Origin of the sequence: Pseudomonas putida (assembly GCF_002025705.1) — a bacterium.
GTDB lineage: Bacteria > Pseudomonadota > Gammaproteobacteria > Pseudomonadales > Pseudomonadaceae > Aquipseudomonas > Aquipseudomonas putida_J.
Map to the genome: position 1 here is coordinate 405,194 of NZ_CP018846.1, position 17,452 is coordinate 422,645.

Consider the following 17,452-nt stretch of genomic DNA (forward strand, 5'->3'; position numbering starts at 1 on the left):
AGTTCAAGGCGTTTTTGTCATGCCTAACTCAGCGTCATCCAGCAGAGCCTTGGCCAAGGCGCAGAGGTAGTGCGAGGCCCAGAGCAGTTGGGGTTTGTCTTCCATCAGCCCGTCGATGCTCAGGTCTCGCGCATAGCCCATCAGTTCCGAGGCCTGTTCGCGGGCGGCCTGGCAAGGGATGCCGGCTTCGATGCGAAATAGCGGGTGGGTCTGGTTTTCACCTTGGAAGAAGGTGGTTTTGCCTACGGTGAACCGGGTTTCTTCGGTGGCCATTTTTTGATCTCCCTGAAGTCGTAGATGCCTGGCTTGGCCGGCCAGGCAGATCAAGATGCAGATCAGTGCAGCGTCTGCGGATCGGCGGGCTTCTGGATCTGGGCCAGCGCCGTTTCGAGCAATTTGCGCAAGCTGTCGAGCTCGTGCATTGACGTCATGATCAACAACGACACAGGTGACTTGGGCTGCATCAGCATTGCCTGCTGGGCGACGGCCTCGGCGCATAGCGCGTAGTCAGCGGCCATCATCAGCGTGTCTTCCAGGGAATGGAGGAGGTGGGGTGGATCGGGGACTATCTTCAACATGATTGCTTCCATTTCAGGGCTGTCACCATCTGCTGTCAAACAGAGGGTGGCAGCTGTACGCGGGTTGACAGACCGGCGGAAACAACAAGTTCCGGCGCACGCAAGCGTGCCCGCACGTACAGCCGCCATAACGACGAACCGTTTTGTTGTTTACCGTCGCGACCTGTCAAAGTCATGCCGCTGATGTGCAACGACCCAGCGAGACTAAGACCCTGAAAAACGTACCGCAACGGAAAACAGGGTCGGAGAGTATCTTTGGGAAACGGACTACAAGAAAGGAGTTAAATCTGATTTTTTCGCTGCATTTCGAAACAATCTGTAACGCCAGGGCAGTCGTGATTTGATTATTCCAGGCACAAAAAAAGACGCCCTAAGGCGTCTTCTTTTTTGGATTTGGTGGAGCCGGGGGGATTTGAACCCCCGTCCGCCAGTACTCCGCTGTCGGTACTACATGCTTAGCCGTGTCTACTGATTTAATCCGCAGCCGCCCGACGGGCAGGGTGCTTTGGATGAGTTGGGTAAGTTTTAGTCGCTTTGCCCCCAACGTGCTACACGACGATCCTGTTCTGTATGACAATCATTTCGGGTTTACAGGCATCCCCTGATGATTGCTGGAGCCGAAGCTACCAGGAGAGCGGGCTCAGCTGCTTACGCAGCGAGAGCGTAACCCTCGTAGTTTTCGTCATTGGCAACTATAGAAAGTTGCAACAGTGGATTTACGAGTTCTGTTACCAACTCGGCATGCACCTAGAGTTTCGCTACCGGCGTCGAATCCTGATCGGCCCCACACTAGCTCTTGGCTAACGCACCTTACGGCACGTGAGGCTGAGTATACGCCATTGCGCGGGCGGCGTCGACAACCGGTCCTGTCGCCCGCGCTGCGAGGGCTCAAGCACCGCTGCCGCCGGCTGCACCGCCGCCTTTCTCGGTCTTTTCCAGGCGCTCCAGCACCTTGCTGGTGATGGCGATGCAGTCCTTGGTGTTGCCTGCGGCCTGGGCGGACTTGGCCTTGTCGACTTGCTCGGTGAGGGCTTTGTCCAGGCCTTCGGAGGTGGCGCCGGCGGTGGCCATGCTGTCGTCGATCTTCTGCAGGTTGGTGGTGCACAGGTCATCGGCGGCGAATGCCGGCGAAGCGAGGAGGGTAGCGGCCGCGAAGAGGGCCGAAAGCGCGGTACCTTTCATGGGTGTCTCCTTTCATGGCCGCTGGGAGGTGGGCCTATAAAGGTGGACTGCCGGGTTTTGGCGAGGGTTCAATCGGGGTGATGGCTCGTCGACAGGGTGGTGTGTGGCGGGATGTTGCCAACGATGGGCAATTGTGGGAGCGGCCTTGTGTCGCGAAAGGGCTGCGAAGCGGCCCCAGGATTTCAGCTTCGCAGCTTGCACTGCTGGGGCCGCTTTGCGGCCCTTTCGCGACACAAGGCCGCTCCCACAGGGATAACCTCAAATTGCGCGTGGGCGGGTGACGCGGTCTACGAGGTAGACCAGGCCGTGGTAGTCGATACCGCTATGGCTGGACAGGCCGATCTCGCAGGTGCGGCTGGTGGAGATGCCTTCGCTGCAATACTGCACCGCATCCTTCAGGCTGCGCAGCGAGTGGGCGTTGAGCTCCGGCGTGGTGAAGCCCTTGTCGCCGGCAAAGCCGCAGCAGTGAATGCCTTCCGGAATCACCACCTGCTTGCTGCAGCGGCGTGCCAGGTCGATCAGCGCCTGGCTTTCGCCCAGGTGCTGGGTGCTGCAGGTCACGTGCACGGCTACCGGCTCTTCCTGGGGGGTGAATTCCAGTTTGTCGACCAGGTGGGTACGGATGAAACGCACTGGGTCGTAGAGGTCCAGCCGGGTTTCGCCAAGGTCCTGGACCAGGCGCAAGGTGCAGGGGCTGGTGTCGCAGTAGATCGGGTCGAGGCCGCCGCGGCTGGCGTGGAGCAGGGCGTTGATCAGCTCCTGGCGCTTGTGTTCGGCCTGCTCGGGGTAGCCTTTGGAGGCGAACGGCTGGCCGCAGCAGAGGCTGTCGGCGTTGTCCGGGAACACCACCTGGTAGCCGGCCTTTTCCAGCAGGGCGCGAGTCTTGTCGAGCAGCGAGCTTTGCTCGCGGTCGGCGTAGGCGGGGCCCATTACGCGTGACACACATGCGGCGAGGTAGACCACGCGGGGGCGGGCATCGTTGCTCGCCGGGCCGAAGTCCATGGTGCGTAATGGTTGTGGCATGGCCGGGGTCCACTGCGGCAGGCGGCCTTTGCTGGCCTTGCTCAGTGATGCGCTGAGGCGCCCGAGGCGGGGGGCGCCGAGCAGTTTGCGGGCGGTGTTGGCGGCTGTCAGGGTGAAGCGGGCGCCGCCAAGGGCGGTGTGGAAATGCTCGGCCAGCCAGTCGGCGGTCCTGGCGTGGTCGGCGGCCTGGCTGCGCAGTTTCTTCACCAGCTCGCCGGTGTTGATGCCGACCGGGCAGCGCTGGGCACACAGGCCGGTGGCGGCGCAGGTGTCGATGCCTTGGTACTGGTAGGTTTGCAGCAGCTCGCGGGTGTCGACGCCGGCGCGTTTTTTCGCCTGGATGTCGCGCCACATGACGATGCGCTGGCGTGGGCTGAGGGTCAGGCCTTTGGAAGGGCACACCGGTTCGCAGAAACCGCACTCGATGCACTTGTCGACGATCTCGTCGGCAGCGGGCAGCGGCTTGAGGTTTTTCAGGTGGATGTCCGGATCTTCGCTCAGCACCACGCCGGGGTTGAGAATGCCGTTGGGGTCGAGCAGGCGCTTGAGCTTCCACATCAGCTGGTAGGCGTCGTGGCCCCATTCCAGCTCCACGAATGGCGCCATGTTGCGGCCAGTACCGTGCTCGGCCTTGAGCGAACCGCCGAACTCGACGGCCACCAGTTGGGCCACGTCGTCCATGAAGGCCTGGTAGCGCGCGACTTCCTCGGCGCTGTTGAAGCCCTGGGTGAACACGAAGTGCAGGTTACCTTCCAGCGCGTGGCCGAAGATGATCGCCTCGTCGTAATGGTGCTTGTCGAACAGCTGGATCAGGCGGTTGACGCCCTCTGCCAGTTGCTCGACGGGGAAGGTGACGTCTTCGATGATCACCGTGGTGCCGGTCTGGCGCACGGCGCCGACGGCGGGGAAGGTGTCCTTGCGGATCTTCCACAGCTGGTTGTACACGGCCGGGTCCTCGCTGAACTCGACCTTCTGCTCCAGCGGGTAGTCGGCGATCGAGGCCATCACCAGCTGCAGTTGTTCGTGCAGCAGGCTCTGGCTGGCGGCGCGGGACTCGATCAGCAGCGCGCAGGCGTTGTCCGACAGGCCTTTTACCCACAGCGGCATGCCCGGCATGTTCTGCACCGAGCGCAGGCTGCGGCGGTCGAGCAGTTCAACGGCAGACACCGGCTGGCGCTTGAGCACGGTAACGGCGCGGCAGCAGCTTTCCACGCTGGGGAACACCAGCAGGGCGCTGGCCTTGTGTGGGTGGTCTGGCACGGTGTTGTAGGTGACGGCGCTGATGAAGCCCAAGGTGCCTTCAGAACCGACCAGCAGGTGCTGCAGGATATCCAGCGGCTGGTCGTAGTCCACCAGTGCATTGAGTGACAGGCCGGTGGTGTTCTTCAGCCGGTATTTGTGCCGGATACGGTCGGCCAGCTCGGTGTTGGCGCGGGTTTCGCGGCCGAGGCGGGCCAGCGAGTCGAGCAGTTCGGCGTGGCTGTTGGCAAAGGCCGCAACACTGGTTGGGTCTTCGCTGTCCAGGCGGGTGCCGTCGGCCAGCACCAGGCGCAGGCCGGCGAGGGTGTGGTAGGTGTTCTGCGCGGTACCGCAGCACATGCCACTGGCGTTGTTGGCGACGATGCCGCCGATCTTGCAGGCGTTGATCGAGGCCGGGTCGGGGCCGATCTTGCGCCCGTAAGGTGCCAGCCAGGCATTGGCCTGGGCGCCGATGACGCCGGGTTGCAGGCGGATCTGTTCACCCTGGCCGCGGATTTCACGGCCGTTCCAGTTATCGCCGAGCACGATCAGCACCGAGTCGCTGATGGCTTGGCCGGACAGGCTGGTGCCCGCGGCGCGGAAGGTTACCGGCACGCGTTCGCGCTGGGCCAGTTGAATCAGCCCGACCACTTCGTCCTCGGACTCGACGCGCACCACCAGCTTGGGGATCAACCGGTAGAAGCTGGCGTCGGTGCCGAAGGCCAGGGTGGAGGTCGGGTCGTCGAAACGGCGTTCGGCGGGGATCAGGCGTTCGACATCACGCAGGAACGCAGCGGGCAGGCTCATGCAATCTCCTCGCGGGGCCGCGGCGTCTGGCGCGCGGCGTGCCCCGGTCATTCAGGCGGTACTGTAGAGGGCGCTCAGGCGCCCAGTTCGCGGACCAGCGAATCGCGGGTGATCTCGCTGATCGACTTGGCGCCGGTCAGCACCATGGCCACGCGCATTTCCTTCTCGAACAGTTCGAGCAGGTTTTTCACTCCGGCCTGGCCATGCACGGCCAGGGCCCACAGGAAGGCGCGGCCGATCAGCACGGTGTCGGCGCCGAGGGCGATCATGCGCACCACGTCGAGGCCGCTGCGGATGCCGGAGTCGGCGAGGATCTTCAGGTCACCTTTGACGGCATCGGCAATCGCCGGCAGGGCGCGGGCGCTGGACAACACGCCGTCGAGCTGGCGGCCGCCGTGGTTGGACACGACGATGCCGTCGGCGCCGAACTTGACCGCATCACGGGCGTCATCGGCGTCGAGGATGCCCTTGATGATCATCGGGCCGTCCCAGAATTCGCGGATCCACTCCAGGTCCTTCCACGAGATCGACGGGTCGAAGTTGTTGCCCAGCCAGCCGATGTAGTCGGCCAGGCCCGTTGGGTTGCCACGGTATTTGGAGATGTTGCCCAGATCATGCGGGCGGCCCATCACGCCAACGTCCCACGCCCACTCGGGGTGAGTCATGGCCTGCAGCACGCGGCGCATCGGGCCGTTCGCACCGCTCATGCCGGAGTGGGCATCGCGGTAGCGGGCACCGGGTACCGGCATGTCGACGGTGAATACCAGGGTCTTCACGCCGGCGGCCTTGGCCCGCTCCAGGGCGTTGCGCATGAAGCCGCGGTCCTTGAGCACGTACAGCTGGAACCACATCGGCCGGTCGATGGCTGGGGCCACTTCTTCGATCGGGCACACCGACACCGTCGACATGGTGAACGGAATGCCGTGGGCCGCTGCCGCGCGCGCCGCCTGCACTTCGCCACGGCGGGCGTACATGCCGGTGAGGCCGACCGGGGCCAGGGCCACGGGCATGCTCAGGGTTTCGTCGAAGAGCTTGGTTTCGAGGCTGAGCGCGGACATGTTCTTCAGCACGCGCTGGCGCAGGGCGATGCTGGCCAGGTCCGAGACGTTGTGGCGCAGGGTGTGCTCGGCGTAGGCGCCGCCGTCGGCGTAGTGGAAGAGGAACGGGGGCAGCTTGCGTTGGGCCGCGGCGCGATAGTCGGTGGAGGCGGAAATGATCATGGATTCTCGCAGCGTGGGTTGAAGGAGATGCCGGGCGCGTCACGGCGCCCGGCCCCTTTCACTTTAGTGATGAACCAGCATGCCGGTCAGCCAATAGGCCTGGATCAAGGTGATCAGGCCGACGATGGTGGCGAAGAACAGGCTGTGCTTGACGGTGAAGCGGAACAGGTCGGATTCCTTGCCGACCAGGCCGGTGGCGGCGCAGGCCACGGCGATCGACTGTGGCGAGATCATCTTGCCAGTCACGCCGCCGCTGGTGTTGGCCGCGACCAGCAAGGTGTCGTTGACCCCGATCTGGTGCGCGGTGGTGGCCTGCAGCGAGCTGAACAGGGCGTTGGACGAGGTGTCGGAACCGGTCAGGAACACGCCCAGCCAGCCGAGGAACGGCGAGAAGAACGGGAATGCGGCGCCAGTGCCGGCCAGGACCAGAGCCATGGTCGAAGACATGCCCGAGTAGTTGGTGACGAAGGCGAAGGCCAGCACCATGCCGATCGACAGGATTGGCCAGCGCAGTTCCCAGAAGGTCTCTTTGAAAGTGGTCAGACCAGTTTTGAAATTGATCTTCAGTACGGCCATGGAAATCAGCGCCGAAAGGAAGATCGCGGTACCGGTGGCGGAGATCGGGTCAAGCTTGAACACCGCAGGCATGGCGGTTGGCGCGGTGACGATCGGCGCGGTCTTGATCACCAGCTGGTCGAGGTGCGGGATGGCGAAGTTGAACACGAAGTTGTACATCGCGCCGCCCGGGGCGAAGGCCGCCTTGAACGGTTTCAGGGTCCAGATGGTGACCAGTACGGTGAGGATCAGGAACGGCGACCAGGCCTTGAAGATCTCGCCGAAGCTGTATGGGGTTGGCTGGCTGCCGCTCGGCTGCACCACGGCGGCGCCGACGCTGCCTTTGGCTTCGCTGAACGAGCGCTTGGGCTGCCAGACTTTGAGGAACAGGGTCAGGCAGATCAGGCTGGCCAGGGCCGAGGTGATGTCGGGCAGTTCTGGGCCGATGAAGTTCGAGGTGAAGTACTGGGTCACGGCGAAGCTCAAGCCGGCGACCAGGGCTGCGGGCCAGGTTTCTTTCACACCGCGCAGGCCGTCCATCATGAACACCAGCCAGAACGGTACGAACAGCGACAGCAGCGGCAGCTGGCGGCCGGTCATGGCGCCGATGTGGAAGGCGTCGATGCCGGTGACCTGGCCGGCCACGATGATCGGGATGCCCAGGGCGCCGAAGGCCACCGGTGCGGTGTTGGCGATCAGGCACAGGCCGGCGGCGTACAGCGGGTTGAAGCCCAGGCCCACCAGCAGTGCGGCAGTGATGGCCACCGGGGCGCCGAAGCCGGCCGCGCCTTCGAGGAAGGCACCGAAGCAGAAGCCGATCAGCAGCACCTGCAGGCGCTGGTCGTCGGTGATCGACAGCACCGAGCTGCGGATGACTTCGAACTGGCCGCTCTTGACCGTGAGTTTGTAGAGGAACACCGCGGCAACGATGATCCAGGCAATCGGCCAGAGGCCGTAAAGGAAGCCATAACCTGCGGCAGCCAGGGCCATGTCGACAGGCATCTGGAAGGCGAAGATCGCTACCAGGATCGACAGGGCAAGGGTGATGCTGCCAGCCACGTGGCCTTTGAGGCGGAACACGGCCAGGGCCAGGAAGAAGAACACGATAGGGATGACCGCCGCCAGTGCGGACAGGCCGAGACTACCAAGCGGGGTATAGAGTTGTTGCCAGGTTTGCATATGGGGTGGCCCCTAATTGTTGTTGGTCAGGCACTGGCATTGGATAATTGGTAAGACCAATTTACAATGGCTGGTCGCTAGGTTAAAAGCGCTGTCGTGGGTGTGTCAATTTGTCCCGTGCAAAACTTTGGTCGTGGGTCGATGAACGGGCAGCTGCTTGCTTGCGAAAACCGTCGGCTGATGCGTGCTGGCGCGGCGCGGATCGGCGAGAATAGACGCCCCCTGAAATTGGCTGGGGGTTTGTGGAGAGCATGTGATGGTTTTTGATCAGGTCCGCCAACGGCGCCTGTCCGACGACATCGTCGATCGGTTGGAAGGGATGATTCTGGAAGGCACGCTGACCTCCGGGCAGCGGCTGCCGGCCGAGCGCGTCCTGGCCGAACAGTTCGGTGTGTCGCGCCCGTCACTGCGTGAGGCGATCCAGAAGCTGGTGGCCAAGGGGCTGCTGGTAAGCCGCCAGGGCGGCGGCAATTATGTGGCCGAATCGCTCGGCTCGACCTTCAGCGACCCGTTGCTGCAGTTGCTTGAGCACAGTGCAGAAGCGCAGCGCGACCTGCTGGAGTTCCGCCATACCCTGGAGGCGTCATGCGCCTACTACGCGGCCCAGCGTGCTACCGAACCGGATCGTGCGCGGCTGAAGGCAGCGTTCGATACCTTGCAGGACTGCTATGCGCGCGCTGACGAGGTGACGCGGGCAGAGGAGGGCGCGGCCGATGCGCGTTTCCACCTGGCGATTGCCGAGGCCAGCCATAACGCGGTGTTGCTGCATACGATTCGTGGCTTGTTCGACCTGCTCAAGCGCAACGTGGTGACCAACATTGGTGGCATGTATCAGCAGCGTACGGAAACACGCGACATGCTGATCAGTCAGCACCGCGAGTTGTACCAGGCGATTGTCGAGGGCAGGGCGGAGGAGGCGCGGGAGGTGTCCAGCCGGCACATTCTGTATGTGCAGGAGGTGCTGGAAGAGGCGCAGGACGAGGCGCAACGGGTGGCGCGGGCGGAGCGGCGCAGCGGGCGTTGAGCGCACGTGCTTCAGGCTGAGCGCAGCTTTTGTAGGAGCGGCCTTGTGTCGCGAATGGGCTGCGAAGCGGCCCCAGGATTTCAGCTTCGCAGCTGAATTACCCGGGGCCGCTCTGCGGCCCTTTCGCGACACAAGGCCGCTCCTACAGCGGCCGGGGCCAGGATTACTCTTCCTTGCCCTTGTTCCGCACCGCACGCTGCAGCTCGCGGTTGGAGTCGCGTTCGCGCATGGTGTCGCGCTTGTCGAACTCCTTCTTGCCCTTGCCAAGCGCGATCTCGCACTTGATCAGGTGCTTGCTCCAGTACAGCGCCAGGGCCACGCAGGTGTAGCCCTTTTGCGCCACGGCAGCTTCCACGCGCTCGAGCTCGCGCTTGTTCAGCAGCAGCTTGCGGGTGCGCATGGGGTCGGCAATGACGTGGGTGCTGGCGGTGTTCAGCGGGGTGATGTGGCTGCCGAACAGCCAGGCTTCGCCATCCTTGAGCAGCACGTAGCTGTCGGTCAGGTGCGCTTTGCCGGCCCGCAGGCTCTTTACTTCCCAACCGGACAGGACCAGCCCGGCCTCGAACTTGTGTTCGATGAAGTAATCGTGTCGCGCTTTCTTGTTCTGCGCGATGGTCCCGGTCGGATGTTTCTTTTGTTTAGCCATAGGGGCGGCATTATAGGCAAGTCATCGCGCGGTCGGCTATGGGATTTCGGTGTGCTTGAGCCACTGCAATGAATACCGGACAATACAAGGCCTGTTCTATGCACAGAACCTGTTTTCGGCACGCTGCGAAGCGCCGCCACCCAGCCTTGGAAGTGATGCCTGGATGACTACCCATATTCAACGCTCCGCCCTGCTGCCGTACCCTGCCCAGGCACTCTACGATCTGGTCAACGACGTGGCCAGCTACCCTGAATTCCTGCCTTGGTGCTCGGCGTCGACGGTGATCGAGGCCAGTGACACGCACATGCGTGCGAAGCTGGAAGTGGCCAAGGGCGGCATGAGCCAGCAGTTCGTCACAAGCAATGTGCTGGTGCCGGGGCAGTCCATCGAGATGAACCTGGAAGAGGGGCCGTTTACCCAGCTGCATGGCCTGTGGGTGTTCAAGCCGCTCGGTGAAAAAGCCTGCAAGATCAGCCTCGACCTGACTTTCGACTATGCCGGTGCGCTGGTGCGCGCCACGCTGGGGCCGCTGTTCAACCAGGCGGCCAATACCCTGGTGGATGCCTTCTGCCAGCGTGCCAAGCAGCTCAATGGTTAACGTCGAGGTGGCCTACGCCACGGCGGAGCGCCAGTGGCTGTTGGCCTGTGAAGTGCCGGATGGGGTTAGCGTGCGCGAAGCGCTGCGCCTGTCCGGGATTGCCGGGCAAGTCGGCGGGCTGGATATCGAGCAATGCCCTGTAGGCATTTTCGGCAAAGTGATTGCGGATGCGCACGAGCGCCTGGTCGAGGAAGGGGACCGCCTGGAAATCTACCGGCCTCTGCTGCTCGACCCGGTCGAGGCGCGCAGGCAGCGGGCGGCACAGGCCAAGGCCAAGCGCTAGCTGATCTGGCTGGCAATAAAAAGCCCGGACCATGGTCCGGGCTTTTTCATCTGGCCGGCAATTACTGCGGCGAGGTTTCCAGTGGCGCTGGCGTCGGGACCGGGGTGGTCTCGATGGTATCGATCTCGCGCTGGATGGACTCTTCCGTCGAGCCTGGTTTGGCTGGTTTTTCAACCGGCTGCGGCTTGGCCTGCTCTGGCTGGGCTTCCGGGCTGACCGTGGTGGTGTTGCTGCCACCGAGGATTTCCTGGTCGCGGCTCACGCCTGGCATGAAGTCACCCGACAGGCTGACCAGTTGGTCGCTGTCGTTGAAGAAGATGCTCATGCGTTCCTGCTGGCGTTTGCCGCCACCCGGTTGCAGGCTGTACAGGTAATCCCAACGGTTGGTGTTGAACGTATCCTGCAGCAGCGGGTTGCCCATGATAAACCTTACTTGCCGACGGGTCATTCCGGGGCGTAATTGGTCTATCATGTCTTGCGTGACGACATTGCCCTGCTGGATGTCGATTTTGTAAACCCCGGGAAACGAGCAACCGGCGAGTGCGAGCAGTCCCGCGAGGGCGAGGCTGTTTAGCAAGAGCTTGGTGTTTTGCATCGGTGGGCGACTTCCACTATCTTGGCTGGACAACGTAAACCCCGATCATACCCGTATTAGTAGAAGCTGCGAAGCAGCATCGGCGAGAAAGCTGACCATGGTTGAAAATAGCGAATTGCGCAAAGCCGGCCTCAAGGTGACCCTGCCTCGAGTCAAGATCCTTCAAATGCTCGACTCCACCGAGCAACGTCACATGAGTGCTGAGGATGTCTACAAGGCGCTGATGGAGGCTGGCGAGGACGTCGGTCTGGCAACCGTCTATCGCGTACTGACCCAGTTCGAAGCAGCTGGTCTGGTGGTACGCCACAACTTCGACGGTGGCCACGCGGTGTTCGAGCTGGCTGACGGCGGTCACCACGACCATATGGTCAACGTGGAGACCAGTGAAGTGATCGAGTTCATGGACGCTGAAATCGAGCGTCGCCAGAAAGAGATCGTGGCCGAGCATGGCTACGAGCTCGTGGACCATAACCTGGTCCTTTATGTGCGTAAGAAAAAGTAACGATTTAGCGCGTTACGAATGACAAAGGCGACCTTCGGGTCGCCTTTGTGCTTTCTGGATCGAAGTTATCAGGGAAGTGACCCCTGTAGGAGCGGCCTTGCCGGGGCGCCGGACCGGTCGGAAAGGGCTGCGAAGCGGCCTCAGGATTTCAGCGAGAATGCATAAATTGCTGGGGCTGCCTTGCAGCCCTTTCGCGACGCAAGGCCGCTCCCACAAAGGCCGCTCCTACAAAGGTCGCGTCAGCTTCAGATCTTGCCAGAGACGACCATCTTGCGCGCATGCGCCAGGGATTCCTTGGTCAGGTCGATGCCGCCAAGCATCCGCGCCACTTCCTCGACTCGCTCGCGCTTACCCAGGCTGGCCACTGCGGTATGGGTGGTGTCGCTGTTGCGTACCTTGTGCACGAACAGGTGATGGTGCCCTTGCGCAGCCACCTGCGGAAGGTGCGTCACGGTCAGTACCTGGCCGCGCTCGCCCAGGCGGCGTAGCAGTTGGCCGACGATTTCGGCTGTCGGGCCGCCGATGCCGACGTCGACTTCGTCGAATACCAGGGTCGGAATGCGCGAGGTTTGCGCCGTGATCACCTGAATTGCCAGGCTGATACGCGACAGCTCACCGCCGGACGCCACCTTGGCCAGGCCCTTGAGCGGCTGGCCGGGGTTGGCGCTGACCAGCAGTTCGATCTGCTCCAGGCCGTGCGGTGACAGGTCGTTGCCTTCGTTGGGCGTGAGTTCGATGCAGAATCGGCCACCTGGCATGCCCAGACGCTGGATTTCCTGTTCAACCGCGACGGCCAGTTGCTTGGCTGCCTGCTGGCGCAGGGCGCTCAGCTCCAGTGCCTTCTCTTTATAGTGCTGGGCGAAGGCGCCGAGCTCCTCGCCCAGGCGCTCGATCGACTCGTCGCTGGCATTCAGGCCTTCCAGTTCGTCCATTAGCTGTTGCTGCAGGTGCGGCAGCTCGGTGGGGTGCACGCGGTGTTTGCGCGCCAGCGTATAGATGGTGTCGAGGCGCTCTTCCAGGGCTTGCAGGCGCATGGGGTCGGCATCGAAGTTGTCGAGGAAGCGGTTGAGTTCGCCCATCGCCTCTTCTACCTGAATTTGTGCGCTGGCGATCATGTTCGCGGCCTCGCCCAGCGCGCGCGGGGCGTTCGCTGCGGCGCCGAGGCGGTTGAGGCTGGAGGTGAGGGCGCTGAGCACGTTGCCTGAATCGCTTTCGCTGCACTGGTCGATGACCTGACGGCAAATGCCAAACAGGGCTTCGGCGTTGGTCAGGTTCTTGTGCTCCTGCTCCAGGTGCTCCAGTTCGTTTTCGCCCAGGCCGAGGTTGTCGAGTTCTTCAAGCTGATAGCTGAGCAGCTGATGGCGGGCGCGTTGCTCGTCGCCGGAATTGCTCAGCCGCTCGAGCTCCAGGCGGGTCTGGTTCCAGCGCTTGGCGGCAAGCTGCACCTGGCGGGCCAGGTCAATGGCGCCGGCGTATTCGTCCACCAGGCGGCGGTGGGTGTCGGTTTTCAGCAGCGACTGGTGCTCATGCTGGCTGTGGATGTCGATCAGCAGCTCGCCAAGTGCCTTGAGGTCGCCAAGCGGGCAAGGGGTGCCGTTGATGTAGCCGCGGCTGCGGCCTTCGGCAGTGATGACCCGGCGCAGGATGCACAACCCGTCGTTGTCCAGGTCGCGCTCGGCGAGCCAGGCATGGGCTTCGGGGATGTCCACCAGGTCGAACGTGGCAAGGATGTCTGCCTTGTCGGTGCCGGGGCGCACCACGCCGCTGTCGGCACGGTCGCCCAGGGCCAGGCCGAGGGCGTCGAGCATGATCGACTTGCCCGCACCGGTCTCGCCGGTGATGACCGACATGCCGCGGGCGATTTCGAGGTCGAGGTGCTCGACGATGGCGTAGTTGTGAATGGACAGGTGCACCAGCATGGGGGCGGCTCCCGAAGTTCAGGTCTGGTTATTTATACAGTACTTTTTTCGAGCCTGCCAATGCCCTCTGGCGGATTCTGTTGTGGCCCGGAAAACCCACTTGCCCCTTGAACCTGTTTTTTCCGGCCCCATATAGCCGGCAGACACGGCGAGCTTTGCTCGTACAACAGAAATTGCGGAGGAGAGAACCCATGGCTGACGAACAGCTGAACGAGAAAGACCTTAATGCCGAAGAGGCCGCTGCAGTGGATAACGGCGCCCGCGTTCAGGAGCTCGAGGAGCAGCTGGCCGCCGCCAAGGATCAATCCCTGCGTGTCGCAGCAGAAGCGCAGAACAGCATTCGTCGCGCTGAGCAGGAGGTCGACAAGGCCCGCAAGTTCGCCCTCGAGAAGTTCGCTGGCGACCTGCTGCCGGTGATCGACAGCCTGGAGCTGGCCCTGGCGCACTCCAGTGCCGACGACGAACAGGTCAAGACCATTCGCGATGGTGTCGAGCTGACCCTGAAAATGTTCCAGGACACCCTCAAGCGCTACAACCTCGAAGCCATCGACCCGCACGGCCAGCCATTCAACGCCGAGCACCACCAGGCGATGGCTATGCAGGAAAGCGCCGACGTAGAGCCGAACAGCGTGCTCAACGTGTTCCAGAAGGGTTACCTGCTCAACGGTCGCCTGCTGCGCCCCGCCATGGTGGTGGTGAGCAAGGCACCGGCTGCCCCGCAACCTTCTATCGATGAGAAGGCTTGAAATCTGTCGGGGCATCCCCATCTAGGTGTCAAGCGTTCAAGTATTACCGCAGTTGGCCAGAAGTAGCCGCTGCCACCAAATTCAAGTTTCGGGAGAGCTAACATGGGCAAAATCATCGGTATCGACCTGGGGACCACCAACTCGTGCGTCTCCATTCTGGAAAACGGTAACGTCAAGGTCATCGAAAACGCCGAAGGCGCGCGTACTACCCCTTCGATCGTGGCCTACGCCAACGACGGCGAAATCCTGGTTGGTCAGTCGGCCAAGCGCCAGGCTGTCACCAACCCGCACAACACCCTGTTCGCAGTGAAGCGCCTGATTGGCCGCCGCTTCGAAGAAGACGTCGTGCAGAAAGACATCAAGCTGGTGCCATACAAGATCGTCAAAGGCGGTAACGGCGACGCTTGGGTACAGGCCAGCGGCAAAGACATGGCGCCACCACAGATCAGCGCCGAAGTACTGAAGAAAATGAAGAAGACCGCCGAAGACTACCTCGGCGAGCCTGTCACCGAAGCGGTCATTACTGTTCCGGCCTACTTCAACGACAGCCAGCGCCAGGCCACCAAAGATGCCGGCCGCATCGCCGGTCTGGACGTCAAGCGCATCATCAACGAGCCGACTGCCGCTGCACTGGCTTACGGCATGGACAAGGCCAAGGGCGACCACACCGTCATCGTTTATGACCTGGGTGGTGGTACCTTCGACGTTTCGGTCATCGAAATCGCCGAAGTCGACGGTGAGCACCAGTTCGAAGTACTGGCCACCAACGGCGACACCTTCCTGGGTGGCGAAGACTTCGACATGCGCCTGATCGACTACCTCGTGGACGAGTTCAAGAAAGAGTCCGGCATGGACCTGAAGAACGACCCACTGGCGCTGCAGCGTCTGAAAGAAGCTGCTGAAAAAGCCAAGATCGAGCTGTCCTCCGCTCAGTCGACCGACGTCAACCTGCCGTACATCACTGCAGACGCGACCGGTCCTAAGCACCTGAACGTGAAGATCTCCCGCGCCAAGCTGGAGTCGCTGGTCGAAGACCTGGTCAACCGTACCATCGAGCCTTGCCGCATCGCTCTGAAAGACGCCGGCATCGACGCCAGCAAGATCGACGACGTGATCCTGGTCGGTGGCCAGACCCGTATGCCGATGGTGCAGAAGGCTGTTGCCGACTTCTTCGGCAAAGAAGCGCGCAAGGACGTCAACCCGGACGAAGCCGTGGCCATGGGTGCTGCCATCCAGGGCGCCGTGCTGGCCGGTGACGTCAAAGACGTACTGCTGCTGGACGTCAGCCCGCTGACCCTGGGTATCGAAACCATGGGCGGCGTGATGACCGCGCTGATCGAGAAGAACACCACCATCCCGACCAAGAAGTCGCAGGTGTTCTCGACTGCCGATGACAACCAGGGCGCCGTGACCATCCACGTGCTGCAGGGTGAGCGTAAGCAGGCTGCGCAGAACAAGTCGCTGGGCAAGTTCGACCTGGCTGACATTCCGCCAGCGCCACGTGGCGTACCGCAGATCGAAGTGACCTTCGACATCGACGCCAACGGCATCCTGCACGTCGGCGCCAAAGACAAGGCCACCGGCAAGGCTCAGTCGATCGTGATCAAGGCCAACTCCGGCCTGTCCGACGAAGAAATCGAGCGTATGGTGCGTGACGCCGAGGCGAACGCCGAGGAAGACCGCAAGTTCGAAGAGCTGGCCGCTGCCCGCAACCAGGGTGACGCGCTGGTGCACTCGACTCGCAAAATGGTTGCTGACGCTGGTGACAAGGTTACTGCTGAAGAGAAAACCGCGATCGAAGCTGCCGTGGTTGCCCTGGAAGCCGCTGTCAAAGGCGACGACAAGGCTGCCATCGACGCCAAGGTCGAAGAGCTGTCCAAGGTCTCGGCACCAGTTGCTCAGAAGATGTACGCCGAGCAGCAGGCTGAACAGCCTCAGGGCGGCGCGCAGCAAGCCGAGCCGGAAGCCAAGCACGATGACGTGGTTGACGCCGAGTTCGAAGAAGTGAAAGGCGACGACAAGAAGTAATCGTTGCATGCTGTCGACCCGTTCACCGGCTTGTGCCGGTGAACTGGTAGGATGTCGCCGCGCGGGGGCTTGCTCCCGCGTTGGCGTATCTGGAATTCGAGATTTTTTACAGCATTTGTCCGCGCCATTCGTGGTTTGCAGGCAGGTGCTGACGGCGCGGCGCAGATGCCGGACGCCCCACAAGGTGCAAATGACCTATGTCCAAGCGTGATTATTATGAGGTCCTGGGTGTCGAGCGCGGCGCCAGCGAAGCTGACCTCAAGAAGGCCTACCGCCGCCTGGCGATGAAATACCACCCGGACCGCAACCCGGGCGACAAAGAGTCGGAAGACAAGTTCAAAGAGGCCAACGAGGCCTACGAAGTGCTGTCCGATGCGAGCAAGCGTGCGGCGTTCGACCAGTACGGCCATGCCGGCGTCGACCCGAGCATGGGTGGCGGTGGTGCTGGCTTCGGTGGCGCCAACTTCTCCGACATCTTCGGTGACGTGTTCAGCGACTTCTTCGGTGGCGGTCGCGGCGGTGGTCGTGGCGGTGCCCAGCGTGGCAGCGACCTGCGCTACACCCTGGAGCTGAACCTGGAAGAAGCGGTGCGTGGCACCACGGTCAGCATCCGCGTGCCGACGTTGGTCAACTGCAAGCCGTGCGATGGCTCCGGTGCCAAGAAGGGCTCGACCCCGTCGACCTGCCCGACCTGTGGCGGTATTGGCCAGGTGCGCATGCAGCAAGGCTTCTTCTCGGTGCAGCAGACCTGCCCACGCTGCCACGGCCAGGGCAAGATCATCACCGACCCGTGCACTTCGTGCCATGGCGAAGGCCGTGTCGAGGAATACAAGACCCTGTCGGTCAAGGTGCCAGCTGGTGTCGATACCGGCGACCGCATCCGCCTGTCTGGCGAGGGTGAAGCGGGTACCCATGGTGGTCCGACCGGCGACCTGTACGTTGTGATCAGCGTGCGCGAGCACGAGATCTTCCAGCGCGACGGCAAGCACCTGTATTGCGAAGTGCCGATCAGCTACACCGATGCTGCCCTAGGTGGCGAGCTGGAAGTGCCGACCCTCGATGGTCGCGTGAAGCTGAAGATTCCCGAAGGCACCCAGACCGGCAAGCAGTTCCGCTTGCGTGGCAAGGGTGTGGCGCCGGTGCGTGGCGGTGGTGCAGGTGACCTGCTGTGCCGCGTGGCGGTGGAAACCCCGGTCAACCTCAGCCGCCGCCAGCGTGAGCTGCTCGAAGAGCTGCGCAGTTCGCTGGAAGGCGACAGCTCCCATTCGCCCAAGGCCAGTGGCTGGTTCGATGGCGTGAAGCGCTTCTTCGGCGATCTCTGACAAGGA

16 protein-coding genes and 1 other RNA gene are annotated in these 17,452 nt (G+C 62.6%); 7 read left to right on the plus strand and 10 right to left on the minus strand.

The genetic code is table 11. The features are described 5' to 3' along the window. Positions 1 to 3 precede the first annotated feature (3 nt). The 7 genes from BUQ73_RS01920 to BUQ73_RS01950 form a co-directional block, all read right to left on the minus strand. The gene (locus BUQ73_RS01920; protein WP_079226459.1) at positions 4 to 273 is read right to left on the minus strand and encodes a DUF3077 domain-containing protein; all 270 of its coding nucleotides are present in this window, start codon (positions 271 to 273) and stop codon (positions 4 to 6) included. A 62-nt stretch (positions 274 to 335) separates the two neighbouring features. Further along, the gene (locus BUQ73_RS01925) at positions 336 to 578 is read right to left on the minus strand and encodes a hypothetical protein (protein WP_079226460.1); all 243 of its coding nucleotides are present in this window, start codon (positions 576 to 578) and stop codon (positions 336 to 338) included. A 394-nt stretch (positions 579 to 972) separates the two neighbouring features. Continuing rightward, positions 973 to 1,364: a transfer-messenger RNA gene (gene ssrA, locus BUQ73_RS01930) on the minus strand. A 102-nt stretch (positions 1,365 to 1,466) separates the two neighbouring features. Further along, on the minus strand, positions 1,467 to 1,760 hold the full coding sequence (locus BUQ73_RS01935) for a hypothetical protein (RefSeq protein WP_079226461.1): 294 nt from the start codon (positions 1,758 to 1,760) through the stop codon (positions 1,467 to 1,469). Between the two features lie 258 nt (positions 1,761 to 2,018). Beyond that, positions 2,019 to 4,829: an FAD-binding and (Fe-S)-binding domain-containing protein gene (locus tag BUQ73_RS01940; protein ID WP_079226462.1), complete on the minus strand. Its 2,811-nt coding sequence runs from the start codon at positions 4,827 to 4,829 to the stop codon at positions 2,019 to 2,021. Positions 4,830 to 4,903: 74 nt separating this feature from the next. Then, the gene (gene lldD / locus BUQ73_RS01945; RefSeq protein ID WP_027917706.1) at positions 4,904 to 6,049 is read right to left on the minus strand and encodes an FMN-dependent L-lactate dehydrogenase LldD; all 1,146 of its coding nucleotides are present in this window, start codon (positions 6,047 to 6,049) and stop codon (positions 4,904 to 4,906) included. 63 nt (positions 6,050 to 6,112) lie between these two features. Next, entirely contained in the window at positions 6,113 to 7,783 is a 1,671-nt protein-coding gene (locus BUQ73_RS01950; RefSeq protein ID WP_079226463.1) for a lactate permease LctP family transporter, read from the minus strand. Positions 7,784 to 8,039: 256 nt separating this feature from the next. Here BUQ73_RS01950 and BUQ73_RS01955 point away from each other — a divergent pair, with 256 nt between their 5' ends. Further along, positions 8,040 to 8,807 (plus strand): FCD domain-containing protein, encoded by a 768-nt coding sequence (locus BUQ73_RS01955; RefSeq protein WP_060484221.1) that lies wholly within the window; start codon positions 8,040 to 8,042, stop codon positions 8,805 to 8,807. A gap of 163 nt (positions 8,808 to 8,970) precedes the next feature. Here BUQ73_RS01955 and smpB read toward each other — a convergent pair whose 3' ends face one another. Further along, entirely contained in the window at positions 8,971 to 9,453 is a 483-nt protein-coding gene (gene smpB / locus BUQ73_RS01960) for an SsrA-binding protein SmpB (protein ID WP_027917703.1), read from the minus strand. A gap of 163 nt (positions 9,454 to 9,616) precedes the next feature. On the opposite strand from smpB, the gene BUQ73_RS01965 reads away from it, so the two are divergent. Together BUQ73_RS01965 and BUQ73_RS01970 are read left to right on the plus strand one after the other, a co-directional pair. Then, the gene (locus tag BUQ73_RS01965; RefSeq protein ID WP_027917702.1) at positions 9,617 to 10,051 is read left to right on the plus strand and encodes a type II toxin-antitoxin system RatA family toxin; all 435 of its coding nucleotides are present in this window, start codon (positions 9,617 to 9,619) and stop codon (positions 10,049 to 10,051) included. Continuing rightward, positions 10,044 to 10,334 carry an RnfH family protein gene (locus BUQ73_RS01970; protein WP_079226464.1) on the plus strand — a complete coding sequence of 97 codons (291 nt, stop codon included), beginning with the start codon at positions 10,044 to 10,046 and terminating at the stop codon, positions 10,332 to 10,334. The genes BUQ73_RS01965 and BUQ73_RS01970 overlap by 8 nt, the downstream gene beginning before the upstream one ends. Positions 10,335 to 10,395: 61 nt before the next feature. On the opposite strand, the gene BUQ73_RS01975 is transcribed toward BUQ73_RS01970, so the two are convergent. Then, a complete protein-coding gene (locus BUQ73_RS01975; protein ID WP_079226465.1) occupies positions 10,396 to 10,929 on the minus strand; it encodes an outer membrane protein assembly factor BamE in 534 nt (177 codons plus the stop codon). A 97-nt stretch (positions 10,930 to 11,026) separates the two neighbouring features. Here BUQ73_RS01975 and fur point away from each other — a divergent pair, with 97 nt between their 5' ends. Then, entirely contained in the window at positions 11,027 to 11,431 is a 405-nt protein-coding gene (gene fur, locus BUQ73_RS01980) for a ferric iron uptake transcriptional regulator (protein WP_008096237.1), read from the plus strand. A gap of 245 nt (positions 11,432 to 11,676) precedes the next feature. On the opposite strand, the gene recN is transcribed toward fur, so the two are convergent. After that, a complete protein-coding gene (gene recN, locus BUQ73_RS01985; RefSeq protein ID WP_079226466.1) occupies positions 11,677 to 13,350 on the minus strand; it encodes a DNA repair protein RecN in 1,674 nt (557 codons plus the stop codon). A gap of 191 nt (positions 13,351 to 13,541) precedes the next feature. Here recN and grpE point away from each other — a divergent pair, with 191 nt between their 5' ends. The 3 genes from grpE (at position 13,542) to dnaJ (ending at position 17,446) form a co-directional block, all read left to right on the plus strand. Then, the gene (gene grpE / locus BUQ73_RS01990) at positions 13,542 to 14,096 is read left to right on the plus strand and encodes a nucleotide exchange factor GrpE (protein ID WP_079226467.1); all 555 of its coding nucleotides are present in this window, start codon (positions 13,542 to 13,544) and stop codon (positions 14,094 to 14,096) included. 102 nt (positions 14,097 to 14,198) lie between these two features. Next, a complete protein-coding gene (gene dnaK / locus BUQ73_RS01995; protein WP_079226468.1) occupies positions 14,199 to 16,124 on the plus strand; it encodes a molecular chaperone DnaK in 1,926 nt (641 codons plus the stop codon). A gap of 197 nt (positions 16,125 to 16,321) precedes the next feature. Further along, positions 16,322 to 17,446, plus strand: a complete 1,125-nt coding sequence (gene dnaJ / locus BUQ73_RS02000; protein ID WP_027917696.1) for a molecular chaperone DnaJ — start codon at positions 16,322 to 16,324, stop codon at positions 17,444 to 17,446. Positions 17,447 to 17,452: the final 6 nt, after the last annotated feature.